Here is a 24,732-nt window from a genome sequence, read left to right as displayed (position 1 = left end):
TCGGTGAAGGGATCACAATCTGAAAAACTGTCGCTAGTCTGTCCATATTGTGAACGTCCCGACGCAGGAGCGTGTATGACCCCGCAGAAATCCCGGAACCCGCAGTCCTCCCCGCAGGGCACGCAGGTGGTCTCCCGGATCGCCGCGATCCTGCAGGCCGTGGCATCCGGGGAGTCAGCCGGATCCACCGCGGCCATCGCCCACCGCACGGGGCTGACCCGGCCCACCGCGCACCGATTGCTCGCAGCGCTCGCCGCCGAGGGGTTCGTGGACCGCACGGAGGACGGCAACTGGGCCCTGGGTCCCGAACTGCACATCCTGGGCACGGTGGCCGCCCAACGTTATCCCGCCCAGGACCTCGCGACCCCGTGCCTGCAGCGGCTCGCCGAGGCCACGGGCGAGTCCGCGTTCTTCTCCGCTCGCCGCGGCAACGAGGTCATCTGCCTGGCCCGGGTGGAGGGGGCGTTCCCGGTGCGCTCGCACGTGCTCTACGAGGGCCTGCGGTTGCCCCTGGGCGTGGCCTCCGCGGGACTCGCGATCCTCGGTCACCTACCCCCGGACCAATTGGAGACCGCCCTCGCGGACACCCGGGAGGAGCGGACGCGCCTCGGTCCACAGCACGACGACGCTCACGTCCGCCGCCTCGTCGCCCAGGTCCGGGAGGACGGCTGGTCCCTGAACCCCGGACGTATTGTGGAGGGCTCGTGGGGCATGGCGGCCGCGGTGTTCGACGCGACCGGCCAACCCCGCTACGCACTCTCCCTGACGGGGATCGAACCCCGGTTCACCGCGGAACGCAGACCCCGCCTCGGGGCGGCTTTGCTGGACCAGGCCCACAGGCTCTCCACGGCGCTGCGCGCGGGGGCCACGACCGTGTGAACCGGACGCAGCGGCGTCGTCCCGTACCGTCAGACCCCGCGTTCTCGCACCCCGGAACATCTGTGTCCCGATACCGCATGCGTTGTGCGACTGCGGGTGTTTTTTCGGGACGCAGATGTTCGGGCCCTTGGCCGGAGAGGGGCCGTGGAACGCGGGCCATTGCCTCGACACCGAACGGCAGCGAGGGTGGACGCGGCGACGTCGCCCCGCACTCAGAACGCCGTCCAGCCACCGTCCATCGTGTAGGACGCACCCGTGACCATGCCCGCGGACGGGCCGGCCAGGAACGCGATGAGCTCGCCAACCTCCTCGGGTTCCACGAGGCGCTTGATCGCGGACTCGGTGAGCATGATCTTCTCGATCACCTGGTCCTCGGGGATCCTGTGGGTCGCGGCCTGGTCCTTGATCTGCTTGTCCACGAGCGGGGTGTGCACGTAGCTGGGGTTGACGCAGTTGCTGGTCACACCGTGCTCAGCGCCCTCCAGGGCCACGGTCTTGGACAGCCCTTCGAGCCCATGCTTGGCCGTGACGTACGCGGATTTGTACGCGGACGCGCGCAGACCGTGGATGGAGGAGACGTTGATGATCCGGCCCCATCCGCGCTCGTACATGTGCGGCAGTGCGGCACGGATCAGCAGGAACGGAGCCTCGAGCATGAGCGTGAGGATGCGGTGGAAGTCCGCGGGGTCGAAGTCCTGCACGGGGGCCACCTTTTGGATCCCCGCGTTGTTGACCAGGATGTCCACGTCCAGGCTCAGTTCGGCGAGCGCGGCGGTATCCGAGAGGTCCACGACCCAGGCTTCCCGCCCACCTCGGAGGCCGTCGTCTGAGCGGCTTCTTCATTGATATCCGCGACGACCACGTGGGCGCCGCGGTCCGCGAACGCCTGCACGGCGGCGCGGCCGATCCCGCTGGCCCCACCGGTGACCAGGGCCTTCTTCCCCCCGAGTGATTGCTCCATGACAGCCTCTTTGCGCGTGGACGGTTCTCCTACCGCGTCACGCTACGCCCCGAGGGCCGCCGGGTCACGATCCGGAACGGACCACCCCGGACCAGCTACGAGTCACGGCCCGCACCGGAGTCCGCCGGGTCACGGAAGCCCCGGTGACCCCAGCCCGAGGGGCCGGGGCAGGAGGAACCCGGGGAGCGGCGTCGTCGTCCGACACGCCACAACTGGCGTCCACTCCTCGCGATGCTGTTGGATGGAGCAGTACCCATCCAGAGCGGCCGAGAGATCTGGCTCGTGGAAGCCGCAGCAACCGGGGTGACACCGGTGCTAACGCCAGGACCGATGGAAAGGAACAGCACAGCCATGCCCTTGAACACCGATCGCATCCAGACCACCCACGTGGGCTCCCTGCCTCGCACGCCCGAGCTGCTGAAGGCCAACAACCGTTTCCAGGCGGGCGAGATCGACCTCTCCCAGCTGGGCGAGGCGCTCGACGAAGGCGTCGCAGAGATCGTGCGCACCCAGCGCGAGATCGGCATCGACATCGTCAACGACGGCGAGTACGGCCACACCACGTCCGGCGCCGTGGACTACGGGGCCTGGTGGAACTACTCGTTCCACCGCCTGGGCGGGCTGACCCCCACGGACGAGGACCGGTGGAACGAGGGCGAGAAGCACCGTTCCAGCCCGGGACACATCGTGCTCACGAGCTTCCCCGACCGCCGCGACCGGGAGCGCTTCCGGGACGCCTATGAGGACCCCACAGCGGGCGTGCTCGTGCACCGCAACACGGTCTCCCAGCCCAAGATCACGGGCCCGCTGACCTACACGGGTCAGGAGGCTGTGGCCGGGGACATCCGCCGCGTGAAGGACGCGATGGCCCTGAACGGTGCCACGCAGGGCTTCGTCGCGGCACTGTCCCCCGGCTCCTGCGCGCGCGTGAAGAACGAGTACTACGCCACGGACGAGGAACTGGTCTACGCGTGCGCGGACGTGATGCGCGAGGAGTACAAGGCCATCGTAGACGCCGGACTGACCGTGCAGATCGACGACCCCTCGATCGCCGAGTCCTGGGACCAGATCAACCCCGAGCCCACCGTGGAGGACTACCTGGCCTTCACCCAGCTGCGCGTGGACGCGCTGAACTACGCACTGCGCGACCTCCCCGAGGAGCAGATCCGCTTCCACCTGTGCTGGGGTTCGTGGCACGGCCCGCACACCACGGACCTCGAGTTCAAGTACCTCGTGGACCTCATGCTCACCATCCGCGCGCAGGGCTACAGCTTCGAGGCGTCCAGCCCGCGCCACGGCCACGAGTGGAAGGTCTGGAAGGACCACCAGCTGCCCGAGGGCAAGGTGGTCTACCCCGGTTTCGTCTCGCACTCGACCAACGTGGTGGAGCACCCCGAGCTCGTGGCGGACCGGATCGAGCAGTACGCGTCCGTGGTGGGCAAGGAGAACGTGATCGCCTCTACGGACTGCGGTCTGGGCGGGCGGTTGCACCCGCAGATCGCGCTGGCCAAGCTCGAGTCCCTCGTGGAGGGTGCGCGGATCGCGTCCGAGCGCCTGTTCTGATCAGGCCGCGCGGCTGGTCCTGCAGCTTTTAGTCCCACCGCGTCGCTGACCGTTCCGGTTCCCCGATCTTCCCGGACGACGCCGCCCGCCCCCTTCCGCTGCGCCCGCACCTTCCACGGTGCGGCACGGCGGGAGGGGGCGTTGCCGTGTCATGAACGCGTCACAACGGCCGACATGCTGCCCGCCCGGGTGAACGGCCCGGGAAAAATATACGATTTAGTACACGAAACGTGTGGTGCGCTTCACATTCTTTCGTACACTTATTTCGAGGCCAATCGGTCGGTTATTCCCCTGATCCACCCCGCCACTGGCACCCCACGGACCCCGCGTCCGCCGATCCTGGAGACCCACATGGCATCCACCACCTCAGCGCCCGCTCAGCCGGCGCACACCATGACCCGAGAAGAGCGCAAGGTCCTTGCGGGCACCCTCGTGGGCACCACCATCGAGTGGTACGACTTCTTCATCTATGCGCAGGCGGCCGCCTTCATCCTGGCCACCCACTTCTTCAACCCGGCGGGCGAGCAGAACGCCACGCTGGGACAGATCGTCGCCTGGGCGTCCCTGGGCATCAGCTTCCTCTTCCGTCCCCTGGGTGCGATCGTGGCCGGTCACATCGGTGACAAGTACGGGCGCAAGATCACCCTGGTCATGACCCTCTTCGGGATGGGCGCGGCCACCACGCTGATCGGCCTGCTGCCCACGTACGAGCAGATCGGTATCGCGGCCCCCATCATCCTGCTGGTCCTGCGTATCCTGCAGGGCTTCTCCGCCGGTGGTGAGTGGGGTGGTGCGGCCCTGATGTCCGTGGAGCACGCGCCCGCGAACAAGCGCGGCTTCTTCGGCGCCTACCCCCAGATCGGTGTGCCCCTGGGCGTGCTGATGGCCACCCTGTTCATGTTCGGTCTGAGCACCATCCTGACCCCCGAGCAGTTCGAGGCCTGGGGCTGGCGCGTTCCGTTCCTGTTCTCCATCGTGCTGATCTTCGTGGGTTGGCTGATCCGCCGCTCCGTGGACGAGTCCCCCGTGTTCCTGGAGATGCGCCAGCGCGCCAAGGAGTCCTCCGCTCCCCTGGACCAGCTGTTCCGGACCAACTCCCCGCAGGTCATCCTGGCCGCGCTGATCTTCGCCGCGAACAACGCCGCGGGCTACCTGGTCATCGCGTTCTTCGCGTCCTACGGCACCAAGACCCTGGGGATGTCCCGCCCCGAGACGCTGATCGCCACCCTCGTGGGCGGCGTCGGGTGGCTCATCTTCACGATGTTCGGCGGGTGGATCTCGGACAAGATCGGGCGCAAGCTCACGTTCCAGATCGGCTACGGCATCATCATCCTGTGGGCCATCCCCATGTGGTGGATGCTCAACACGGCGTCCCTGCCCCTGTTCGCGGCCGCGATCTTCATCCTGACGATCGGTCTGGGTCCGTCCTACGGTCCGCAGTCCGCCATGTACGCCGAGATGTTCCCGGCCCGCGTCCGCTACTCCGGTGTCTCGATCGGTTACGCCCTGGGGTCGATCATTGGTGGCGCGTTCGCCCCCATGATCGCCCAGCTGCTGCTCAACCGCACCGGCGCCGCGTGGACCATCGGCCTGTACATCTCCCTGATCTCGCTCGTGTCCTTCATCGCGGTCTCCTTCGTCAAGAAGTCGGACCAGGGCAAGGACCTGCACGTCGCGGAGGTGCACCAGGAGTACGTCCGGGCGCATCCGGACGAGATCGTTCCCCCGGTGGCCGGCGAGCCCGAGACCACCGCTCCGGCGCGCATCCGCCGCCACTGATCCCCGGCACACGAACCAACCGTCCCGGCCTCTGATTCGTCGGAGGTCACGACGGCGCACGGCGGGCCCCGCAGCCATACGGTTGCCGGGCCCGTCGCGCTCTTCCCCGCGTGACCGTCATCGATTGACGTGGCTCACATGATCGGGGAACCTTTACAGTGAACAATCGGTCGGTTATTGCCCCACTTAGGAGTTGCCATGTCCTCGATGCCGCAAGCCTTCCTCGTCGGAGGGGCGCGAACCCCCGTGGGTCGTTACGGCGGTGCCCTGTCCTCGGTACGCCCGGACGACATAGCCGCACTGTGCATCCGTTCCGTCGTGGAGGACGCCGGCATCGATCCCGCGCTCGTGGACGAGGTGATCCTGGGCAACGCCAACGGCGCCGGTGAGGAGAACCGCAACGTGGCCCGGATGGCGTGGCTGCTCAACGGGTACCCGGACACGGTCCCCGGGATTACGGTCAACCGGCTGTGCGCGTCGGGGATGTCCGCGATCACGATCGCGTCCCAGATGATCAAGTCCGGGGCCGCGGACATCGTGGTGGCCGGTGGAGTGGAATCCATGTCCCGCGCGCCGTGGGTCATGGAGAAGCCCCGTACGGCGTTCGCCAAGCCCGGGGAGGTCTTCGACACCTCGATCGGGTGGCGGTTCGTGAACCCCGCGTTCGTGGAGGGCCCGCTCTCGCGGGACGGCAAGGCCACCTACTCGATGCCCGAGACGGCCGAGGAGGTCGCCCGGGTGGACGGAATCTCCCGCGAGGACGCGGACGCCTTCGCCGCGCAGTCGCACGAGAAGGCCCTGGCCGCGATCCGCGCCGGTCATTTCGACGCCGAGATCGTGCCCGTGGAGGTCCGCGGCCGCAAGGGTGCGGTCACGGTCGTGGACACGGACGAGGGCCCCCGCGAGGGCTCCACCCCGGAGGTGCTCGCCAAGCTGCGCCCCGTGGTCAAGGGCGGGTCCGTGGTCACGGCCGGTAACTCGTCCTCGCTCAACGACGGCGCGTCCGCCGTGATCGTGGCCAGCGAACGGGCCGTGACCAAGTACGGGCTCAACGCCCGAGGCCGCGTCGTGGACGGTGCTTCCGCCGGTCTCGCCCCCGAGATCATGGGCTTGGGCCCGGTGCCCGCATCCGAGAAGGTCCTGGAGCGCGCCGGCTGGAGCGTGGGCGATCTGGGCTCCGTGGAGATCAACGAGGCGTTCGCGACCCAGTCGCTCGCATCGATCCGCCGGCTCGGCCTGGACCCGGAGATCGTGAACCGGGACGGCGGGGCGATCGCCCTGGGCCACCCCCTGGGTTCCTCGGGCTCGCGCATCGTCATCACCCTGCTGGGCCGGATGGAGCGGGAGCAGACCGCCAAGGGCCTGGCCACCATGTGCATCGGCGTGGGCCAGGGTGCAGCACTGCTCGTGGAGCGGGTGTGATCCGGCCATGACGCAGCACGACACCCCCGAGTGGGCCGCGCAGTTCACGGCCCTGCGCATCACCGACACCCCGGACCGCCTGCACGTGGCGCTGGACCGCCCCGCGGTGCGCAACGCCATCGACGAGGTCATGGTGGACGAGTTGCACGCTGTGTGCGCCCGTCTGGAACGCGATCCCCGGATCATGATCCTGAGCGGCACGCACGTGAACGGGAAAGGGATCTTCGCCTCCGGTGCGGACATCGCGCAACTGCGCGAGCGGCGTCGTGAGGACGCCCTGCGCGGCGTGAACTCGCAGCTGTTCGACCGGATCGCCAAGCTACCCATGCCCGTGATCGCGGCCCTGGACGGCTACGCGCTGGGCGGGGGCGCGGAACTCGCGTGGGCCGCGGACTTCCGGATCGGCACGCCGCGGGTCAAGGTGGGCCAACCCGAGACCGGCCTGGGCATCATCGCCGCCGCGGGGGCCCTGTGGCGACTGCGGGAACTGGCCGGTGAGGCGCTCGCCAAGGACATCCTGCTGGCCGGTCGGACCCTCTCCGCGCAGGAGGCCCTGGAGGCCCACCTGATCACCGAGATCCACGAACCAGACGAGCTACTGGTCGCGGCGGATGCCCTGGCCGATCGCATCGCCGCGCAGGACCCGCTGGCCGTGCGCGTGTCCAAGCGTGTGTTCGCCATGCCGCGCGAGGCGCACCCCCACGTGGACGAGCTCGCGCAGGCCATCCTGTTCGAGTCGCAGGCCAAATTCGACCGTATGCAAGCGTTCCTGGACCGCAAGAAGGAGCCCAAGACATGACCGAGAACACCACCGCAACCGTCCCGTCCCGCGTGGGAGTCCTGGGAGGCGGGCGCATGGGCGCGGGGATCGCCCACGCGTTCCTGATCTCCGGAGCGCGCGTGACCGTGGTGGAAGTGGACGGGCCGGCCGCGGAGAGCGCCAAGGAGCGGGTGGAATCGGACCTCGTCAAGTCCCTCGAGCGCGGGAAGATCGACGGCAACCTGGACACGTGGACCCAGAACTTCTCCGTGAGCGTGGACTACGCGGACTTCGCGGACTGCGAGCTCGTGATCGAGGCCGTTCCCGAGACCTGGGACCTCAAGGTCTCCTCCCTCCAGCGGGTCGAGAAGAACCTGTCCGAGACGGCGTGGCTGGCCACCAACACGTCCTCGCTGTCCGTGGACGGGCTCGCCGATGAGCTCCAGCGCCCCGAGCGGTTCTGCGGCATGCACTTCTTCAACCCCGTCCCGGCTTCCAAGCTCGTGGAGATCGTGATCGGGCGCAAGACCCGTCAGGAGCTGAAAGAGCTGACCCTGCAGTGGGTCGCGGGCATCGGCAAGACGCCGGCCACCGTGAACGACGCCCCCGGCTTCGCGTCCTCCCGGCTCGGGCTGGCCCTGGGCCTCGAGGCCATTCGCATGGTCGAGGAGGGTGTGGCGTCCGCGGAGGACATCGACAACGCCATGGTCCTGGGCTACAAGCACCCCGTGGGTCCGCTCGCCCTCACCGACATCGTGGGTCTGGACGTGCGCCTGGGGATCGCGGAGTACCTCGAATCCACGCTCGGCCCCCGCTTCGCCCCGCCCCAGCTCATGCGGGACATGGTCGAGCGCGGCGAACTGGGCCGTAAATCCGGCAAGGGGTTCTACGACTACTCCTGAGCGCGTGCACGGCCGTACTCGTGGCGGGTCGGGTGCGCATCGGCTGTTCCGCGCGTCGAACCCCTTCTGACTTGGGGTTCGACGACGCCGCGGGGTTGTTCCCCACCCCCGGCCCGGTCACCGCTGCGAACACCGCGGGTGCGGGCAGCACCCCGGCCGCGTCAGCCACCGCTACGGCGCCGTCCCTGCCGGCCGTCGCGGACCCCTGCGCGGGGCCGTGCGACAAGACCGCAGCGATCCCGGTGCACCACCCCGTCTTCGGCGCCATGGAGATCGTGAGCTACGAACGTGTCGTGGAACCCGGCAGCGCCCCCGCGGGCAAGCAGGCCAGCTACGCCGTGTACCAGAACGGTCAGGCCGTGGGGTACGTGCCGCCCAGGGAGGGCACCACGGTGGTCTCCTTCGGCCCCGCTCCCGTGCTGGGAGCTCAGGAGTGGGATCTGCGCACCAACTCCACCGTGGACAAGTACGGCAACGTGTACCTGACGGACGGCCAGGAGTTCGTGGCCCAGAAGTAGTCACGACACCCGGCCCCCACCGGAACGACGACGGCGAACCCCGCGGGTGCGGGGGGTCGCCGTCGTATATCCGTCCAGCGGAGGTGGCGGGTTCAACGCTCTACCAGGACCCCGTCCTCGTCCGCCCACAGGGTCCTGCCCGGGCGGAAGGTTACGCCGCCGAAGGTGACGATCACGTCCACTTCCCCGGAGTCGTTGGGTTCGGACTTGCGGGGATTCGTGCCCAGCGCCTTGATGCCGATGTCCAGGGTGCCCAGTTCCACGCGGTCCCGCACGGGGGCGTTGATGATCAGCCCGGCCCACCCGTTCTCCATGGCGGTGCGGGCCACGTTGTCCCCGAGCAGCGCGCGGTTCATGGATCCCTGCCCGTCCACCACGAGCACCGCGCCCTCACCGGGGGTGGCCACGAGCTTCTTGACGTCCACGTTGGACTCGAAGCAGCGCACCGTGCGGATGGGTCCGGTGAACCGGTGGACACCACCCACCGAGATGAACTGGGTGGTCACGGACTGCAGGTCCTCGCCGTGTTCGTCGTACAGGTCGGCGGTCGCGAAGCTCATGGGTCACCTTTCGTGCCTACGGATCGCCGACGACGCTCGGGGCCCGGGCACGCGGCGTCCGGACACGGACGATCTGGGCGCGTAGGGGTGGCGCGACGTCGTCGGCGGGAACGTGATGGAGGTTACGCGAGGTCGCCAGATGAGGCAACGGGGGCGTGTCGCTGCAGGAAGCGGTAGACCTCGGTCTCGTCCACCCCGGGGAACGCGCCGGCGGGCATGGCGGCGAGCATGTGGGACGCGGGGCGGGCGGAGGGCCAGGATTGGCCGTCCCACTGCTCGGCGAGCGCCGGGGCGGGCTGTTGGCAGCACGCGGGGTCGGGGCAGGTGGAGGTGTGGCGCACCGTGGTGGCGCGGCCCCGGAACCATTTGACGTGCTCGTACGGCACACCGAAAGAGATGGAGAATTCCCCGTTCTCGGATCCCTCCACGCGGGCCGAGCACCAGAACGTGCCGTGCGGGGTGTCGGTGTACTGGAAGTGGGACAGCAACCGGTTGGTCCCCGAGAACGCCTGCCGTGCGGAGAAGAACCGGCAGGCCCTCTGCCCCTCCACCGCGCCGCTGTGGTCGGTGGGCAACTGCAACCCGTCGTTCTGCCAGGCCTTGTGGATGATCCCGGAGGAGTGCACCTTCTCGAAGTGGGTGGGGATGCCGAAGTGGTGGGTCATCAAGTTGGTCATCCGGTGTGCCGCGGTCTCGTGGGACACCGCGAACGCGTCCCGTAGGTCGTCCACGGACAACTCCCGCTGGGACTTGGCGCGCCCCAGCAGGTCCACCGCGGAGGCCTCCGGGATCATCAGGGCCGCTGCGAAGTAATTCGTCTCCACGCGCTGTTCCAGGAACTCGCCGTAGTCCGCCGGGCGGTGGTGTTCAAGCAAGTGATGCCCCACGGCCTGCAACAACACCGACCACGGCGAGCCCGCCCCGGCGGTGGCCGGCAGGTAGAACCGGCGGTTGCGCAGGTCCGTGACCGAGCGCGTGGAGTGCGGCAGGTCCGGGACCTGGTGGATCTCGAATCCCACGTGCTCCACGAGCCGCGAGATGTGGTGCTCGGACAGCGGTCCGCCCGTGTGGCGGATCGCGGCGAGCAGGTCCGCGGCCATGGTCTCGATGCGTTCGAAGTAGTTGTCGATCCCCCGCATGCGTGCTCGCAATTGCGTGTTGGCGCGCCGGGCCTCCTCGGGCGTGGCCGCTTGTTCCTCGAGCCGCTGGGCGAGTTGCCGCTGCAGTGCCGCGAGCGCCTCGAGGGTCTCGGTACTCGTGCCCGGCCCCACCCGCACCGTGGGCAACCCGAGGGACGCGTACATGGGTCCGCGCTGCACGCGCTCCACCTGGATCTCCAGTTCCATGCGGCGCGACGGCGCCTTGGTCCCCAGCAGTTGCTCCACGCTCATGTCCAGCGCGGCAGCGATGGCGGACAGCGCGCTGAGCTTGGGTTCGCGCTTGCCGTTCTCGATCAGCGACAGCGCCGACGCCGCCATGCCCACGGTGCGCGCGAGCTCCTCGAGCGTGATCCGCAGTCGCTTGCGGCGGTAGCGGATCCGCCGCCCCAGCACGATCGGATCGGTCGGGTCCCCGGACTCCTCGGGTGGCACGTCGGACGACGAGCGCGCGGGGACCCGCGTGCCGGTCGCGGGGTCCGTGCGCCGCGGTGTTGCCGTCCGGGCGGGCTCCGTGCCTCGCGACCGCGCAGCGCGCGCGGGTTCCGAGCCATGAGCGCTCCACGGTGCGGCGGGGCGAGGGGGAGCGCCGTCGCCGGTGCGACGGCGCCTGCGGGGTCCTGTGTCCGGGGTCATAGTCCGAGTTTAGGCAGATTTTTCTCAAACGTGAAGAAAACCAATTCTTCATCCTAAAAGCCTCTATGCGGGAGTGCAGATCGCGGCAAAAGTGAAACACATCAAGTTACCCGTGCGGAGCTCCCACCGAGGCCGCCGGCTCGAACGATCAAAGGAGAACGAGATGAGCAACGAGAACAGCAACCTCCGCAGCGCCGAGGAACTCGCCCGGGACTGGGAGGAGAACCCCCGCTGGGCCGGCGTGACCCGTGACTACGCCCCCGAGGAGGTCCTGCGTCTGCAGGGTTCCTTTCGAGAAGAGCACACCAACGCCCGCCGCGGTGCGGAACGGCTCTGGTACCTGCTCAACTCGGAGGATTACATCAATGCTCTGGGCGCTCTGACCGGTAACCAGGCCGTCCAGCAGGTCAAGGCCGGGCTCAAGGCGATCTACCTCTCCGGTTGGCAGGTCGCCGGTGACGCGAACCTCGCGGGCCAGACCTACCCGGACCAGTCCCTCTACCCGGCGAACTCGGTTCCCCAGGTGGTGCGCCGGATCAACAACGCGCTCAAGCGTGCGGACCAGATCGAGCACGCCGAGGACGTCCACACCGTGGAGAACTGGATGGCGCCGATCGTCGCGGACGCGGAGGCCGGCTTCGGCGGACCGCTCAACGCGTTCGAGCTCATGAAGTCCATGATCGACGCCGGTGCGGCGGGCGTGCACTGGGAGGACCAGCTGGCCTCCGAGAAGAAGTGCGGTCACCTGGGCGGCAAGGTGCTGATCCCCACCCAGCAGCACATCCGCACCCTCAACGCGGCCCGCCTCGCGGCGGACGTGGAGGACGTCCCCAGCATCATCATCGCCCGCACGGATGCCGAGGCGGCCACCCTGATCACCTCGGACATCGACGAGCAGGACGCCGAGTTCATCACCGGCGAGCGCACCCCGGAGGGCTTCTACAAGGTCCGCAACGGTGTGGAGCCCTGCATCGCCCGCGCCAAGGCGTACGCCCCCTACTCGGACCTGATCTGGATGGAGACCGGCACGCCGGATCTCAAGCTGGCCCGCCAGTTCGCGGATGCCGTGCATGAGGACTTCCCGGACCAGATGCTCGCGTACAACTGCTCGCCGTCCTTCAACTGGAAGAAGCACCTGGACGACGAGACCATCGCCAAGTTCCAGCGCGAACTCTCCGCCATGGGCTACCGCTTCCAGTTCATCACCCTGGCCGGTTTCCACGCGCTGAACTACTCGATGTTCGATCTGGCCCACGGCTACGCCCGCAACCAGATGACCTCGTACGTGGAACTGCAGGAGCGCGAGTTCGCCGCCGAGGAGCGCGGTTACACCGCCACCAAGCACCAGCGCGAGGTGGGTACCGGGTACTTCGACCTGGTCTCCCAGGTGGTCAACCCCAACTCCTCCACGATCGCCCTCACGGGCTCCACCGAGAGCGCCCAGTTCTGAACCCGGCGCCCTGAAGACCCGCGGAGACCGGAGCACGGTCACTGAGGCCAAAGAACTCCGGGCATCCGGTCTCCGCGTCCACCCTGTCCGCGCGGCATGAGAGGGGACTCCTCAGCCCTCCCGCGGACCACGAACCGCCCCGACACCGTTCCCACGCGGTGCCGGGGCGGTTCCGTGTGTTCCCTGCGGTGCCGGGGCGGTTCCGCGCGCCCTCCGCGGTGCCGGAGCGGCTCCGCGGACGACGACGCCGCGGTGCCCTTCCCGAGGGACGGGCACCGCGGCATCGTCGGACGAATGCTCAGGAGCGCTTCGCGGGCTTGAGGTAATTGGTAATCCGCACGGTGCACAGGCGCTGGCCGGTGTCGATGTGGGTGATGACCACCTCGTGGTTCGTGACGCTGCGCCCCAGGTGGATCGCCGTGGCCACGCCGCGCACCCGGCCGCTTGTAGCGGAGGCGTGGTGGGTCGCGTTGATGTCCACACCCACGGCCACCTTGCCCATGGTGGAGCCGTGGATCACCGCGGCCCACGAACCCAGCATCTCCCCGAGCGCCACGGACGCGCCGCCGTGCAGCAGCCCCAGGGACTGCCGGTTGCCCTCCACGGGCATGGTCGCCACCACGCGCTCGGCGGACTGCTCCTCCACCACCACGCCCATCTTCTCGTCCAGTTCACCCAACTCGATGATCCACGGCTCGTACGCCTCACCGAACTCCTCGGCGGGGGACGCGACTCGTGCGTTCTCGGCGCGGACGTCCGCGCGGGTGGGATCCTCGTGCATGCTGACTCCTCGGTGATCAGGCCCCACGCCGCGCCGGTGGGCCGCGCTGAGCGGTGCGCAGAGCGGCGTCGAACGCCGACGGCGGAGCGTGGTGACCATGGTGCCCTTGTGTGACCTAGGTTATCCTGGACCAAATACTGACCGATCGTTCGGCTGATGGCCGCGACAGTCCGGAGGACCCCGCGTGAACACCCAGACCCAGGCATCCGAGACCCAGGAACCGCAGATCCTGCCCAGCTTCGTCGCCGGGAAGTGGTGGCGGCCGGAGGACCCGCAGAAGATCGCGGACGTGCGCAATGCCACCACCGGGGAGCTCGTGGCCCGGGTGAGCACGGACGGGATCGACACCGCGGGCGCCCTGGACCACGGACGCACCGTGGGCCAGGCCGCACTGGGGCAACTGCGCATCCACGACCGCGCCCTGATCCTCAAGCAGCTCGCGCAATACCTGGGCGAGCACAAGGAGGAGCTGTACGAGATCTCCTACGCGACCGGGGCCACGGCCAAGGACCACCTGATCGACATCGACGGTGGGATCGGGACCCTCTTCACGTTCTCGTCCAAGGGACGGCGCGAACTGCCCAACGCCAACGTGATCGTGGACGGCGCGGTGGAACAGCTCTCGCGGGACGGCTCGTTCCTGGGTGAGCACGTCTACACCCGCGTGCCCGGTGTGGCCGTGCAGATCAACGCGTTCAACTTCCCCGTGTGGGGCATGCTCGAGAAGTTTGCGCCCGCATTCATCGCCGGGGTGCCCACCATCGTGAAACCCGCGACCCCCACCGGGTACGTGACCGAGGCGTGCGTGCGGCTCATGCTGGACTCCGGGCTGCTGCCGGAGGGTTCCCTGCAGCTGATCTCCGGCGCCGCGCGCGATCTGCTGGACCACCTGGACGCCCGCGACCACGTGGCCTTCACCGGCTCGGCCGCCACCGCCCAGTCGCTGCGCGCCCACACCAACGCGCAGGAGAAGGGCGTGCGTTTCACGGCGGAGACCGATTCGCTCAACGCCGCGATCATGGCCCCGGACGTCACCGAGGACTCCCCCGAGTTCGAGGCGTTCGTGAAGTCCGTGGTCCTGGAGATCACCGCCAAGGCCGGGCAGAAGTGCACCGCGATCCGCCGGGTCATCGTTCCGCAGGCGCTCAAGCCCGCCGTGATCGCCGCGCTGCGGGAGCGGGTGGCGCAGCGCGCCGTCGTCGGCGACCCGCGCGATTCCGCCACCACGGTGGGCCCGCTCGCGTCCGACGACCAGCACTTCGAGGTGCTGCGCTCCGTGCGCGCCCTGATCGACGCCGGCGCCACCGTGGAACTCGGCGGTCCCGAGGAACTCGCGTCCCTGCCGGAGCAGGGCGCCTTCTTCCCCGTCACGGTGCTCTCGTTCGACGATGCCCGCACCCCCGCCGTCCACGAGCTCGAGGCGTTCGGCCCGGTCACCTCGGTGCTGGGATACTCGGGGGACATCGCGGACGCAGTGGAGATCGCCGCGCTGGGCGGCGGCTCGCTCGTGGCGACCGTGTGCACTCACTCCCCCGAGCTCGCGGCGCAGTTCGCCTCCGGAATCGGTGCGTACCACGGTCGCGTGCTCTTCCTGGATCGCGACGACGCTAAAACCTCCACAGGTCACGGCTCCCCCGTTCCGGGCCAGGTACATGGCGGCGCCGGCCGCGCCGGTGGTGGGGAGGAACTCGGTGGCGTGCGCGCGGTCAAGCACTACATGCAGCGCACCGCCGTCCAGGGCTCCCCGAACCTACTGACCGGGATCACTGGCCAGTGGCACTGGGGCGCGACCGCCAACACCGTGACCCGCGAGGACGTGGAGAACGGCACTGGGGAGCACCCCTTCCGGAAGTCGCTGCAGACCCTGCGGATCGGGGACCAGTTCGTCTCAGACCTGCGCACGGTCTCACTCGAGGACATCCTGGAGTTCGCGGAGAAGACCGGGGACACGTTCTACGCCCACACGGACGAGGAAGCCGCCATGGCCAACCCGTTCTTCCCCCGGCGGGTGGCCCACGGCTACCTGCTGGTCTCGTGGGCCGCGGGGCTCTTCGTGGAGCCCGCCCCCGGGCCAGTACTCGCCAACTACGGGCTGGAGAACCTGCGCTTCATCACCCCGGTGACCTACGACGACGCCATCCGCGTGACCCTGACCGCCAAGAAGATCACCCCGCGTGTCACGGACGAGTACGGCGAGGTGGCCTGGGATGCCCGCCTGACCAACCAGAAGGACGAGATCGTGGCCACCTACGACGTCCTGACGCTGGTGGCCAAGCGGTGGCCGGTGGCGGACAGCGGGGCAGACCAGGACGTGGCGTGACGATCCATGTGACGGACACCACCTGGACACTGCTGGACGGGTCCCGGTACCGCCCCATCCGGGTACGTCCGGAGGACCTCCCCGCAATCGTGCGCCTGCTGGCGGACGATCCGCTGGGGAGCACTCGGGAAGGCGGGGACATGGGTGCCTACGAGCGCGCCTTCCAGGAGATCGCCGCCGATCCGCACCAGTTCCTGACCGCCGTCCGGAACGACGCGGGCGATGTGGTGGGCACCATGCAGCTCACGGTGATCCCGGGCCTGTCTCGCGGGGGCACACGCCGCCTGCAGATAGAGTCCGTTCGGGTGTCCTCCACCCTTCGCGGTCAGGGGCTGGGGGAACGAATGTTCGCCTGGGCGGAGACCGTTGCGCTCGACTCGGGCTGTTCACTGCTGCAGCTGACCACCGACACCTCGCGGCCTGATGCCCACCGTTTCTACGAGCGTCTGGGCTACCGCTCGTCCCACGTCGGTTTCAAGAAGCAGCTGCAGAACCCGGGCCCGGCATCCCAGCTGTACTGACCGGGCACGTTGGCCAGAAGCCTCTATATACTTCTTTATAGTTCAGCGGTTTTTATAAAGGAGTATCCATGCAGCGCTCCCCGTACACCCCTGGCGAGGTCACCGCATTCCTTCCCGGGCGAGAAACACACATGGTTCGACTACGCGTTCAGATGCAGCATGTAGCGGACGAAAAAGCATTCATTGCTCGGCCACGCGTGTACGTAGGGAGCCGAGGGGTCGGCAAAACGTCTTTGCTGCGGTATGGCCAACGAGCTGCACGCGAACGAGGACTGACCCCGGTCTGGATCACCGCTGGCGATGCCGACCTTCTGCCCGTCCTGTCCGCAGAACTCGAGAAGCTGACCCGCGCGTGGCACTCCGCGGCCGCGCAGGAGATCGCATCCCTGATCCGGAACCTGGAACTCTCCGTGAGTGTCGCAGGTCTGGGGGCCACAACCTCTCCCGGTCAGGGACGCTCCACGGCCGAGGCCCCGGGACAGGCCCTTGAAGCCCTGATCGCCGCCACTGCGCACTCACTGCACCGGCACGGCGGGGGCCTGGCGATCTTCATCGATGAGCTCCAGGCAGCGGATCACACGGCACTGAAAGCGCTGGCCTATGCATGGCAGCATCTTCGTTCCCGGGATGAAAGCCCCCTGCCAGCCACCCTCGTAGCGGCCGGATTGGGTCACACGTCGGATGTGGTCACGGATGCCGCCACGTTCGGAGAACGCTTCGAGTTCGTCCGCTTGAAGGACCTGAGCCGGGAAGCCGCGTACAACGCGCTGTCCGAACCCGCCATCAAGTTCGGTGTCTCCTGGCAGTACCAAGCAGTGGAGGCCGTCCTGGAGAAAGCTCACGGCTACCCCCACTTCCTCCAGCTGTGGGCACACGCCGCATGGGAATCGGCGGGTTTTCCCGACCCTGGCGGGACGATCACGCTGGGTGCAGTGGAGGCGTCCGAGGATGAGGTGCTCGAACAGCTGGATGTGTTCTACCGCACCAGATGGGGTAAAGCTACGCCTGCGGAACGCGAACTGCTGCGCGCCATCGCACTGCAGTCCAGCCCCGCACCGCGCAGGGCCGACGTGGCAGCCGCCATGGGAAAGCCGACCACGGCCATCAGCATGGCCCGGCGTTCTCTCATGGACAAAGGGATTCTCGATTCGCCCACCAGGGGTTTGCTGGCTTTCACAGCGCCCGGATTCAGCAGCTACATCTTGGAGCAGGACGGCACCGAGGACTGAAAACTCAACCTCGACGACGGGCTGCTCAAGCGCATCGGCTCACCGCATGATGGCGAGCGTGGTGCAGCCCAGGTCCGAGGTGGGGCGGAATCCCAGGGAGCGGTAGAGCTTCACCACATGGCGGTTCCAGAGGGGATCGTCGGTGGTGATGTAGACCTGGCGGATGTGGGACGTCTCGTCCAGCACCTCGGTGAGCAGCGCACGACCGATGCCCCGCCGCTGGTGGTCCGGGTCCACCAGCAGGTCCTGGATGTACGCCACCGTCACACCGTCGCCGACGACCCGGGCCATTCCCACGAGCTCCCCCGCATCCCACGCGGAGATGACCAGCCACGCGTTCTGGACCATGGGCCCGAAGTCCTCGGGGCGCCGCGTGTAGGAGCGCCACCCGACGGCGTCGTACAGGCGGATCAGCGCAGCGTGGTCGAGATCTCGGGAACGGGAGATGTCCATGGGCTCACCCTAGGCGGGCCTGGACACCTCCCTGCGGAGGGAGCGCCGGCTACGCCCGCAGGCCCGAGAAGACCATCGTCACCACGGTCGCCGTGAGCTGGTCCACTGTGCCCGAGCGGCCGGGCTGGTACCAGTCCACGATCGAGTTGACCATGCCCAGCATCAGACGCGGTGCGGACTTGCCGGAGACGTCCGTGCGCAGCTCCCCCAGCTCCTGCGCCTCGCGCACCAGGTCCTCGACCGTGCGGGTCAGGGTGCGACGACGCTGCAGCGCGGCCTCCTCGATCTCCGAGTTCCCACGCAGGCGCAGCAGCAGGGTCACGTAGGGCATCTGGTCCACGAGCACCCGCACCGAGCCGTCGAGGATCGCCTCGAGCTTGTTGACCGGCCCGTGGTCCGAAGCCAGGACGGACTCGAAGACCGCCTCCAGCGAGTCCAGCGCACGGTCCAGGGCTTGGCCGAGAATCGCCTCCTTGGACTCCACGTGGTGGTAGATCGCGGACTTGGAGATCCCCAGGTGCTTGGAGAGGGTCCCCATGGAGGTGGCGTCGTAGCCGTAGCGGTTGAAGACGTCCACGCACACGGACAGCAGGGTCTCTCGGTCGTACCCGGGACGGCCTCGCTTGGGGGCCGCCGCGGCGTCGTCGGAGGCGGGGGGAGTGCTCGCGGGGGGCATGGACGGGGACCTCGACCTTCTGTCGGGCTGTCGGGAACGGAGAACCTCAGGCTACCGGCTCGTCACCTGGGCTCCACCGCCGCAGCGGGCCCCGGCAACGCCGGAACTCACTTGTCACGGTGGTCGTAGACGCGGCGCAGCTTGCCCGAGGAACGTGCGAGGGTCCCGGGCTCGGCGATGTCGATCGTGGCGCTCGAACCGATCTTCGTCTTGATGTCGTGCAGCAGCTTCTTGCCACCCTCCTGGGCCTGCTCCAGGGTGGCTTCCTCGCGGCGCTCGATGTGGATGGTCATCTGGTCCATGCGGTGGGGCCGGGTGATCTCGAGCGTGAAGTGCGGGGAAAGCGCGGGGATCTTCAGCGCGAGTTCCTCGATCTGGGACGGGAAGAGGTTCACACCGCGCAGGATGATCATGTCGTCCGAGCGCCCCGTGATCCGGCCCATGCGCCGGTGACCCGGACGCGCGGTGCCCGGCAGCAGACGGGTGAGGTCGTGGGTGCGGTAGCGGATGATTGGCAGCGCCTGCTTGGTCAGGGCGGTAAACACGAGTTCGCCGGGGCGGCCGGTGGGCAGCACGGTGTCGTCGAACGGGTCGATGACCTCCGGGCGGAAGTGGTCCTCCCAGATGTGCGAACCGTCCTTCGTCTCGCAGGACTCGCCGGCCACGCCGGGACCCATGACCTCGGAGAGGCCGTAGATGTCGCACGCGGAGATGTTGAACGTCTTCTCGATCTCGTGGCGCATCTCCTCGGTCCACGGCTCCGCCCCGAGTACCGCGTGCCGCAGGGAGGTCTCGCGCGGGTCGAGACCGAGCTTGCGGAAGCCGTCCGCGATGGTGAGCAGGTACGTGGGGGTGGAGAGGATGGCCTGCGGCTCGAAGTCTCGGATGAGCTGCACCTGTTTTTCCGTCTGCCCTCCGGACATCGGGATCACGGCGCATCCCAGGCGCTCCGCACCGTAGTGAGCGCCCAGCCCGCCGGTGAACAGCCCGTAGCCGTACGCGTTGTGCACCTTGTCCCCGGGCTTCATTCCCGAGAGCCGGAAGCAGCGTGCCACGAGGGCCCCCCATGTCTGCAGGTCCTCCTCCGTGTAGGCCACCACGGTGGGCTGCCCGGTGGTGCCCGACGACGCGTGGATGCGTCGGATCTCGGACATGGGCGTGGCAAAGGACGTGAACGGGTAGGCCTTGCGCAGGAATTCCTTGTCCGTGTAAGGGAACTTCGCGAGGTCCTCGAGCTCCCGGAAGTCATCCGGGTGCACCCCGTGCTCGTCGAAGAGCTCCTGGTAGGCGGGCACGTTCTCGTACGCGTAGTGCAGGGTCCAGTTCAGGCGCTCCGTCTGCAGCGCCTCGATCTGGTCCCGGCTCATCAGCTCCTCGGGATCCGGCTGAGAGGAGTCCCCGGAGGCCACGGGGTGGTACGGGCTGGGCACGGAGCACGACGTCATGGGTTCACGCTTTCTGGCGAAGGGGCACGGTGCGGCTGCGGCCGCGGAACTGGGCGACGACGTCCCCGTCCTGGGTGGAGACGGTGATGTCGCACAGGCCGCTGCGCCCGGTGGTGGCGATCTGGCGACCCTCCGCGACGAGGGTCTGGCCCGGGTGGGCCGAGCTGAGGAAGTTGATGTCCACGCCCTGAGCCACGGTCATGGAGGTGCCGTCCGGTTCCGGGTCGTTGCACGTCATGGCGAAGCACGAGTCCGCGAGCGCGAAGATCATCCCGCCGTGCACGATGCCGAAGCCGTTGAGCATCTCCTCCCGCACGGCCATGGAGATCACGCAGTGCCCGGGGTCCACGCGCTGCACGGTGATCCCCAACCACTCGGAGGCACGGTCGCCAGTGAGGACGGGATGGTGTGGCACGGGGGCTCCTCAGATTTTCAGAACGATCGGTCAGTAGGTAACCGCGAAATGTGACGTGTGTCAACAAGTCCAGGGCTCCGCCGCGGCGTCGTCACCCCTGCACATCCATTGGCGAACCCCCCGCCTCCCGGGCGGAAATTGTGTTGACGACCACACCGGGGGCCTATATTCTGAACGAGCGGTCAGTTATTATTGTCGGCAGCGTACAGAGTTCATCCTCCGCTCCCATCTCACCCGCGAACCGAGGACACACACCATGACTGAGCAGACCACCTCTGCGGACCAGGCGGAGCCCACCGCCGAGCAGCAGCACTTCGAGCACCTCCTCAGCGAGGACTCCCGCGTGGAGCCCCGGGACTGGATGCCGGAGGCCTACCGGAAGAGCCTGACCCGCCAGGTCTCCCAGCACGCGCACTCCGAGATAATCGGTATGCAGCCGGAGGCCAACTGGATCACCCGCGCCCCGAGCCTCAAGCGCAAGGCCGTGCTGATGGCCAAGGTCCAGGACGAGGCCGGCCACGGGCTGTACCTCTACTCCGCGGCGGAGACCCTGGGCACCCCGCGCTCCGTGCTCAACGAGCAGCTGCTGAGCGGCAAGGCCAAGTACTCCTCGATCTTCAACTACCCGGCCCGCACCTGGGCGGACATGGGCGCGATCGGCTGGCTCGTGGACGGCGCCGCGATCTGCAATCAGGTGCCGCTGTGCCGCGCCTCGTATGGCCCGTACGGCCGCGCCATGGTGCGCATCTGCAAGGAGGAGTCCTTCCACCAGCGCCAGGGCTGGGAGATCCTCTACGAGCTCTCCCACGGCACCGAGGCACAGAAGCAGATGGCCCAGGAGGCCGTGAACCGCTTCTACGGCCCCGCCCTGCAGATGTTCGGTCCCCCGGACGCCGACTCCCCCAACTCGCAGCAGTCCATGGAGTGGAACATCAAGCGCTTCTCCAACGACGAGCTGCGCCAGCGCTTCGTGGACATGATCGTCCCGCAGGCCGAGGCCCTGGGTCTGACCCTGCCGGACCCGGACCTGAAGTGGAACGAGGCCCGCGGCCACTACGACTACGGCCAGCTGGACTGGAACGAATTCATGTCCGTGATCAAGGGCTCCGGGCCGTGCAACGTCCAACGCATGAAGCGCCGTCGTGAGGCCCACGCGAACGGTGCGTGGGTGCGCGAGGCCGCGCAGGCCTACGCCGAGCGCCAGGCGCGCGAAGCAGCGGCGTCGTCCCCCGAGGCCGCCGTGGCGATCGACCAGACCACCGTCATGGCGGGCCGCGGCTCCGCAGAACTGATCGGAGCGTGAGCATGAGCGAGAACCAGAACGGTAATTGGCCCCTGTGGGAGGTCTTCGTGCGTTCTTCGCGCGGGCTGTCCCACGTGCACGCGGGCTCCCTGCACGCCCCGGACGCCACCATGGCCGTGCGCAACGCGCGTGACCTCTACACCCGGCGCAACGAGGGCACGAGCGTGTGGGTGGTGCCCGCGAACGCCATCACGGCGTCGGACCCGGACTCCAAGGGCGGCTACTTCGAGTCCGCGCAGGGCAAGAGCTACCGCCACGCCACGTACTACACCAAGAGCGAAGGGGTGAAGCACCTGTGAGCGCGTTCGCCTCCCACGACTCCGCCACCAAGCAGTCCGCGGGTGACGCGATCACCGCCGAGGAGATCGCGGAGACCGGCGGCAAGGCCTCGGAAGCCGTGGCCCAGTACGCTCTGCGTCTCGGCGACGACGCCCTGATGCTGTCCCAGCGCCTGGGCTGGTGGATCTCCCGGGCCCCCGAACTCGAGGAGGACATCGCGCTCGGCAACATCGCGCTGGACCTGATCGGGCACGCGCGGTTCCTGCTGACCTACGCGGGTTCCGCGTGGGGCAAGACCGAGGACGAGCTGGCCTACTTCCGGAACGAGGAGGAGTTCCGCTCCGTGCGCCTCGTGGAGCAGGAGAACGGGGACTTCGGACAGACCATCGCCCGGCAGCTGCTGTTCTCCTTCTACCAGTTCGAGCTCTACACGGCACTGCAGTCCTCCTCCGACCAGACGCTCGCGGCCATCGCCGACAAGGCCCTCAAGGAAGTGGAGTACCACCAGGACCACGCGGCCCAGTGGATCCTGCGCCTGGGTCTCGGCACGGAGGAGTCCAAGCGGCGGATCCAGGAGGGGCTGTACTACATGTGGCCCTACCTGGACGAGCTGTTCGCGGACGAGCCCCTGCACGACGAGCTCGAGGGCATCGCCGTGCGGCCCTCCAGCCTGCGCGAGCGGACCATGGACCGCGTCACCGCCCTGCTGGCGGGGGCCGAGCTCGATGTCCCGAGCGTGGCCCAGGCCCGACTCTCCGCCGCACCGCGTGACGGCTCCTACTCCGAGTACCGCGGGTACATCCTCGCCGAGATGCAGTGGCTCGCCCGCCAGCATCCCGGCGCCACGTGGTGAGCACCGTGTTCTCCCGCGTACCGCCCCGTTCGTTGCCGCCCACGGGTGGCGTGGCTCCCCGCGAGGTGCCGCTGGGTCCGTCCCGGCGCCCGAGCGATCCGGACGACGCCGCCCTGTGGGACGTGGCCGCCACGGTGTGCGACCCCGAGATCCCCGTGCTCACGCTCGCGGACCTGGGGGTGCTCCGGGACGCCGTGGCCAGGCAGGACGAGACCGTGGTGGTCATCACCCCCACGTACTCCGGTTGCCCCGCCATGGACACCATGGCCGCTGACCTCGAGGCCGTGGTCACCGCCGCGGGGTACCCGAACGTGCGGATCGTGCAGGTGCTGCGCCCGGCCTGGACCACGGACTGGATGTCCTCCGAGGGCATGGCCAAACTCAACGAGTACGGCATCGCACCGCCCACCGGGCGCACCACCGCCGGTCACAACTCCGGGCCGGTGCGGTTGAGCCTGGCCGTGAAGTGCCCGCGCTGCGACTCCCTGAACACCCGGGAGATGACCCGCTTCGGGTCCACGTCCTGCAAGTCCCTGTGGGTCTGCAACGACTGCAAGGAACCCTTCGACTACTTCAAGGTGCACTGATCATGAGCGAAACCGCGGACACCTCCACGCTGGAGGACGCCACCGAAGAAAGCGCGGCCGCTCCCGGCAAGCGCCGCGCCACGTTCAACACGCTCACGGTGTCGGACGTGCGCAAGCTGACCTCCGACGCCGTGGAGGTCACGTTCGAGGTCCCCGAGGACCTCGTGGCGGACTACGACTACCTCCCGGGCCAGTACGTGGCCATCCGGGCCCAGATCAACGGCCACGAGGTGCGCCGCTCCTACTCGATCTGCGCGGATCCCACCCCCGGTGAGATCCGGGTGGCCATCAAGAAGGACATGGGCGGCGTGTTCTCCACGTGGGCCAACGAACAGCTCGCCGCCGGGGACGCCCTGGACGTGATGAACCCGCAGGGCGCATTCACGTCCAAGGTCAACATCACCTCCATGAACGACCCCGAGAAGCTCGCCGAGCGCGAGGTGGCGAAGAAGCGCAACGTTCACCTCGTGGCCTTCGCCGCCGGGTCCGGGATCACGCCCATCATGGCGATCGCCCGCGCGCTGCTGCGCGCCTCCGACACCGCCGCGGTGGATGTCATCTACGCCAACCGCTCGTCCATGGACGTGATGTTCGCGGAGGAGCTGGGAGACCTCAAGGACAAGTACCCCGCCCGCCTGGCCGTGCACCACGTGCTCTCCCGCGAGCAGCGGATCTCCCCGCTGATGTCCGGGCGGATCGACCACGACAAGCTGGAGGAACTGCTCGACCACGTGATCCAGGTGGATTCCGCGGACGAGTGGTTCCTGTGCGGGCCGTTCGAGCTCGTGCAGCTGTGCCGTGACGTGCTCAAGGAACGCGGCGTGGACGAGTCCCGCGTGCGCTTCGAACTGTTCACCACGGGCAAGCCCACCACCCCGCAGGGCCAGCAGGGCCGCGCGGTCAAGGCGGACCCCAAGGGCGAGAACTACACAATCGTTTTCAACCTGGACGGCACCTCCGCCCAGGTGGATTCCCCCAAGTCCGCGCAGGAGACCGTGCTCAACGCCGCCCTGCGCGTGCGCCCGGACGTCCCCTTCGCGTGCGCCGGCGGGGTGTGCGGCACGTGCCGCGCCAAGGTCACCTCCGGCGAGTTCGAGATGGAGGAGAACTTCGCGCTCGAGAAGGACGAGCTGGACGCCGGGTACGTCCTTACCTGCCAGACGCGCCCCACGTCCGACCGGTTGAGTGTGGACTTCGACGCCTGAGTCCCATGCACTCCGACGACGACGCCGCGCCGGGACCGCGCGGCGTCGTCGTCGTACCTGCCCGCTCGCCCCGCGGGG

General features: G+C 68.3%; 23 protein-coding genes, 1 pseudogene and 1 riboswitch. Of the genes and pseudogenes, 16 read left to right on the top strand and 8 right to left on the bottom strand.

Features of this window, described 5'->3' with window-relative positions:
- Positions 1–75 precede the first annotated feature (75 nt).
- A complete protein-coding gene (locus A5728_RS07865) occupies positions 76–879 on the top strand; it encodes an IclR family transcriptional regulator (RefSeq protein ID WP_064846511.1) in 804 nt (267 codons plus the stop codon).
- 212 nt (positions 880–1,091) lie between these two features.
- Here A5728_RS07865 and A5728_RS07860 read toward each other — a convergent pair.
- A pseudogene (locus A5728_RS07860) lies at positions 1,092–1,840 on the bottom strand (3-hydroxybutyrate dehydrogenase).
- 250 nt (positions 1,841–2,090) lie between these two features.
- Positions 2,091–2,177: riboswitch (SAM riboswitch) on the top strand.
- Between the two features lie 14 nt (positions 2,178–2,191).
- Here A5728_RS07860 and A5728_RS07855 point away from each other — a divergent pair.
- The 6 genes from A5728_RS07855 (at position 2,192) to A5728_RS07830 (ending at position 8,784) form a co-directional block, all read left to right on the top strand.
- Positions 2,192–3,403, top strand: coding sequence for a cobalamin-independent methionine synthase II family protein (locus A5728_RS07855; RefSeq protein WP_064846510.1), 1,212 nt, complete (start codon positions 2,192–2,194; stop codon positions 3,401–3,403).
- A gap of 351 nt (positions 3,404–3,754) precedes the next feature.
- Positions 3,755–5,182: an MFS transporter gene (locus tag A5728_RS07850; RefSeq protein WP_064846509.1), complete on the top strand. Its 1,428-nt coding sequence runs from the start codon at positions 3,755–3,757 to the stop codon at positions 5,180–5,182.
- A 198-nt stretch (positions 5,183–5,380) separates the two neighbouring features.
- The gene (locus A5728_RS07845) at positions 5,381–6,604 is read left to right on the top strand and encodes a thiolase family protein (protein ID WP_064846508.1); all 1,224 of its coding nucleotides are present in this window, start codon (positions 5,381–5,383) and stop codon (positions 6,602–6,604) included.
- Between the two features lie 7 nt (positions 6,605–6,611).
- A complete protein-coding gene (locus A5728_RS07840) occupies positions 6,612–7,403 on the top strand; it encodes an enoyl-CoA hydratase/isomerase family protein (RefSeq protein WP_064846507.1) in 792 nt (263 codons plus the stop codon).
- Positions 7,400–8,266 (top strand): 3-hydroxyacyl-CoA dehydrogenase family protein, encoded by an 867-nt coding sequence (locus tag A5728_RS07835; RefSeq protein ID WP_064846506.1) that lies wholly within the window; start codon positions 7,400–7,402, stop codon positions 8,264–8,266. Before A5728_RS07840 ends, A5728_RS07835 begins: the two co-directional genes overlap by 4 nt.
- A 71-nt stretch (positions 8,267–8,337) precedes the next feature.
- Positions 8,338–8,784 (top strand): hypothetical protein, encoded by a 447-nt coding sequence (locus tag A5728_RS07830; protein ID WP_064846505.1) that lies wholly within the window; start codon positions 8,338–8,340, stop codon positions 8,782–8,784.
- A gap of 92 nt (positions 8,785–8,876) precedes the next feature.
- Here A5728_RS07830 and rraA read toward each other — a convergent pair whose 3' ends face one another.
- Together rraA and A5728_RS07820 are read right to left on the bottom strand one after the other, a co-directional pair.
- Positions 8,877–9,344 carry a ribonuclease E activity regulator RraA gene (gene rraA / locus A5728_RS07825; protein WP_064846504.1) on the bottom strand — a complete coding sequence of 156 codons (468 nt, stop codon included), beginning with the start codon at positions 9,342–9,344 and terminating at the stop codon, positions 8,877–8,879.
- Positions 9,345–9,466: 122 nt separating this feature from the next.
- A complete protein-coding gene (locus tag A5728_RS07820) occupies positions 9,467–10,936 on the bottom strand; it encodes an XRE family transcriptional regulator (RefSeq protein ID WP_064846503.1) in 1,470 nt (489 codons plus the stop codon).
- A gap of 364 nt (positions 10,937–11,300) precedes the next feature.
- Between A5728_RS07820 and aceA the strand changes: the two genes are divergently transcribed.
- A complete protein-coding gene (gene aceA / locus A5728_RS07815) occupies positions 11,301–12,587 on the top strand; it encodes an isocitrate lyase (protein ID WP_064846502.1) in 1,287 nt (428 codons plus the stop codon).
- 298 nt (positions 12,588–12,885) lie between these two features.
- Here aceA and A5728_RS07810 read toward each other — a convergent pair whose 3' ends face one another.
- On the bottom strand, positions 12,886–13,368 hold the full coding sequence (locus A5728_RS07810; RefSeq protein ID WP_064846501.1) for a hotdog fold thioesterase: 483 nt from the start codon (positions 13,366–13,368) through the stop codon (positions 12,886–12,888).
- A 184-nt stretch (positions 13,369–13,552) separates the two neighbouring features.
- Between A5728_RS07810 and paaZ the strand changes: the two genes are divergently transcribed.
- The 3 genes from paaZ (at position 13,553) to A5728_RS07795 (ending at position 17,438) form a co-directional block, all read left to right on the top strand.
- A complete protein-coding gene (gene paaZ, locus A5728_RS07805; protein ID WP_064846500.1) occupies positions 13,553–15,688 on the top strand; it encodes a phenylacetic acid degradation bifunctional protein PaaZ in 2,136 nt (711 codons plus the stop codon).
- Positions 15,685–16,209 carry a GNAT family N-acetyltransferase gene (locus A5728_RS07800; protein WP_082943322.1) on the top strand — a complete coding sequence of 175 codons (525 nt, stop codon included), beginning with the start codon at positions 15,685–15,687 and terminating at the stop codon, positions 16,207–16,209. Before paaZ ends, A5728_RS07800 begins: the two co-directional genes overlap by 4 nt.
- A gap of 68 nt (positions 16,210–16,277) precedes the next feature.
- Positions 16,278–17,438, top strand: a complete 1,161-nt coding sequence (locus A5728_RS07795) for an ATP-binding protein (protein ID WP_064846499.1) — start codon at positions 16,278–16,280, stop codon at positions 17,436–17,438.
- A 39-nt stretch (positions 17,439–17,477) separates the two neighbouring features.
- Here the strand turns inward: A5728_RS07795 and A5728_RS07790 are convergent, their stop codons facing one another.
- The 4 genes from A5728_RS07790 to A5728_RS07775 form a co-directional block, all read right to left on the bottom strand.
- Positions 17,478–17,891, bottom strand: a complete 414-nt coding sequence (locus A5728_RS07790; protein WP_064846498.1) for a GNAT family N-acetyltransferase — start codon at positions 17,889–17,891, stop codon at positions 17,478–17,480.
- 49 nt (positions 17,892–17,940) lie between these two features.
- Positions 17,941–18,567: a TetR/AcrR family transcriptional regulator gene (locus A5728_RS07785; RefSeq protein ID WP_064846497.1), complete on the bottom strand. Its 627-nt coding sequence runs from the start codon at positions 18,565–18,567 to the stop codon at positions 17,941–17,943.
- A gap of 107 nt (positions 18,568–18,674) precedes the next feature.
- Positions 18,675–20,012 carry an AMP-binding protein gene (locus A5728_RS07780; protein WP_064846496.1) on the bottom strand — a complete coding sequence of 446 codons (1,338 nt, stop codon included), beginning with the start codon at positions 20,010–20,012 and terminating at the stop codon, positions 18,675–18,677.
- A gap of 4 nt (positions 20,013–20,016) precedes the next feature.
- On the bottom strand, positions 20,017–20,427 hold the full coding sequence (locus A5728_RS07775) for a PaaI family thioesterase (protein WP_064846495.1): 411 nt from the start codon (positions 20,425–20,427) through the stop codon (positions 20,017–20,019).
- 256 nt (positions 20,428–20,683) lie between these two features.
- Between A5728_RS07775 and paaA the strand changes: the two genes are divergently transcribed.
- The 5 genes from paaA (at position 20,684) to paaE (ending at position 24,654) form a co-directional block, all read left to right on the top strand.
- Positions 20,684–21,730 carry a 1,2-phenylacetyl-CoA epoxidase subunit PaaA gene (gene paaA, locus A5728_RS07770; RefSeq protein ID WP_064846494.1) on the top strand — a complete coding sequence of 349 codons (1,047 nt, stop codon included), beginning with the start codon at positions 20,684–20,686 and terminating at the stop codon, positions 21,728–21,730.
- Positions 21,731–21,732: 2 nt separating this feature from the next.
- Positions 21,733–22,029, top strand: a complete 297-nt coding sequence (gene paaB, locus A5728_RS07765) for a 1,2-phenylacetyl-CoA epoxidase subunit PaaB (protein ID WP_064846493.1) — start codon at positions 21,733–21,735, stop codon at positions 22,027–22,029.
- The gene (gene paaC / locus A5728_RS07760) at positions 22,026–22,862 is read left to right on the top strand and encodes a 1,2-phenylacetyl-CoA epoxidase subunit PaaC (protein ID WP_064846492.1); all 837 of its coding nucleotides are present in this window, start codon (positions 22,026–22,028) and stop codon (positions 22,860–22,862) included. The genes paaB and paaC overlap by 4 nt, the downstream gene beginning before the upstream one ends.
- A gap of 65 nt (positions 22,863–22,927) precedes the next feature.
- Positions 22,928–23,449, top strand: a complete 522-nt coding sequence (gene paaD, locus A5728_RS07755; protein ID WP_064846574.1) for a 1,2-phenylacetyl-CoA epoxidase subunit PaaD — start codon at positions 22,928–22,930, stop codon at positions 23,447–23,449.
- Positions 23,450–23,451: 2 nt separating this feature from the next.
- The gene (paaE, locus tag A5728_RS07750) at positions 23,452–24,654 is read left to right on the top strand and encodes a 1,2-phenylacetyl-CoA epoxidase subunit PaaE (RefSeq protein ID WP_064846491.1); all 1,203 of its coding nucleotides are present in this window, start codon (positions 23,452–23,454) and stop codon (positions 24,652–24,654) included.
- Positions 24,655–24,732 lie beyond the last annotated feature (78 nt).

The sequence above is a fragment of the Kocuria sp. ICS0012 genome (assembly GCF_001665945.1).
In the GTDB taxonomy this organism is placed as follows: Bacteria; Actinomycetota; Actinomycetes; order Actinomycetales; family Micrococcaceae; genus Kocuria; species Kocuria marina.
The sequence above is the reverse complement of the archived record's forward strand: the minus strand, read 5'-3'. Positions and strand labels throughout refer to the sequence as shown.

What these genes read in the sequence shown, in the direction of transcription:
- A5728_RS07835 (WP_064846506.1), top strand. Translation starts at nt 7,400, where the DNA reads ATGACCGAGAACACCACCGCAACCGTCCCGTCCCGCGTGGGAGTCCTG.
- A5728_RS07810 (WP_064846501.1), bottom strand. Translation starts at nt 13,368, where the DNA reads ATGCACGAGGATCCCACCCGCGCGGACGTCCGCGCCGAGAACGCACGA.
- paaA (WP_064846494.1), top strand. Translation starts at nt 20,684, where the DNA reads ATGACTGAGCAGACCACCTCTGCGGACCAGGCGGAGCCCACCGCCGAG.
- A5728_RS07785 (WP_064846497.1), bottom strand. Translation starts at nt 18,567, where the DNA reads ATGCCCCCCGCGAGCACTCCCCCCGCCTCCGACGACGCCGCGGCGGCC.
- A5728_RS07855 (WP_064846510.1), top strand. Translation starts at nt 2,192, where the DNA reads ATGCCCTTGAACACCGATCGCATCCAGACCACCCACGTGGGCTCCCTG.
- A5728_RS07850 (WP_064846509.1), top strand. Translation starts at nt 3,755, where the DNA reads ATGGCATCCACCACCTCAGCGCCCGCTCAGCCGGCGCACACCATGACC.
- A5728_RS07840 (WP_064846507.1), top strand. Translation starts at nt 6,612, where the DNA reads ATGACGCAGCACGACACCCCCGAGTGGGCCGCGCAGTTCACGGCCCTG.
- A5728_RS07845 (WP_064846508.1), top strand. Translation starts at nt 5,381, where the DNA reads ATGTCCTCGATGCCGCAAGCCTTCCTCGTCGGAGGGGCGCGAACCCCC.
- paaB (WP_064846493.1), top strand. Translation starts at nt 21,733, where the DNA reads ATGAGCGAGAACCAGAACGGTAATTGGCCCCTGTGGGAGGTCTTCGTG.
- A5728_RS07795 (WP_064846499.1), top strand. Translation starts at nt 16,278, where the DNA reads ATGCAGCGCTCCCCGTACACCCCTGGCGAGGTCACCGCATTCCTTCCC.
- aceA (WP_064846502.1), top strand. Translation starts at nt 11,301, where the DNA reads ATGAGCAACGAGAACAGCAACCTCCGCAGCGCCGAGGAACTCGCCCGG.
- A5728_RS07780 (WP_064846496.1), bottom strand. Translation starts at nt 20,012, where the DNA reads ATGACGTCGTGCTCCGTGCCCAGCCCGTACCACCCCGTGGCCTCCGGG.
- A5728_RS07865 (WP_064846511.1), top strand. Translation starts at nt 76, where the DNA reads ATGACCCCGCAGAAATCCCGGAACCCGCAGTCCTCCCCGCAGGGCACG.
- A5728_RS07790 (WP_064846498.1), bottom strand. Translation starts at nt 17,891, where the DNA reads ATGGACATCTCCCGTTCCCGAGATCTCGACCACGCTGCGCTGATCCGC.
- paaE (WP_064846491.1), top strand. Translation starts at nt 23,452, where the DNA reads ATGAGCGAAACCGCGGACACCTCCACGCTGGAGGACGCCACCGAAGAA.
- rraA (WP_064846504.1), bottom strand. Translation starts at nt 9,344, where the DNA reads ATGAGCTTCGCGACCGCCGACCTGTACGACGAACACGGCGAGGACCTG.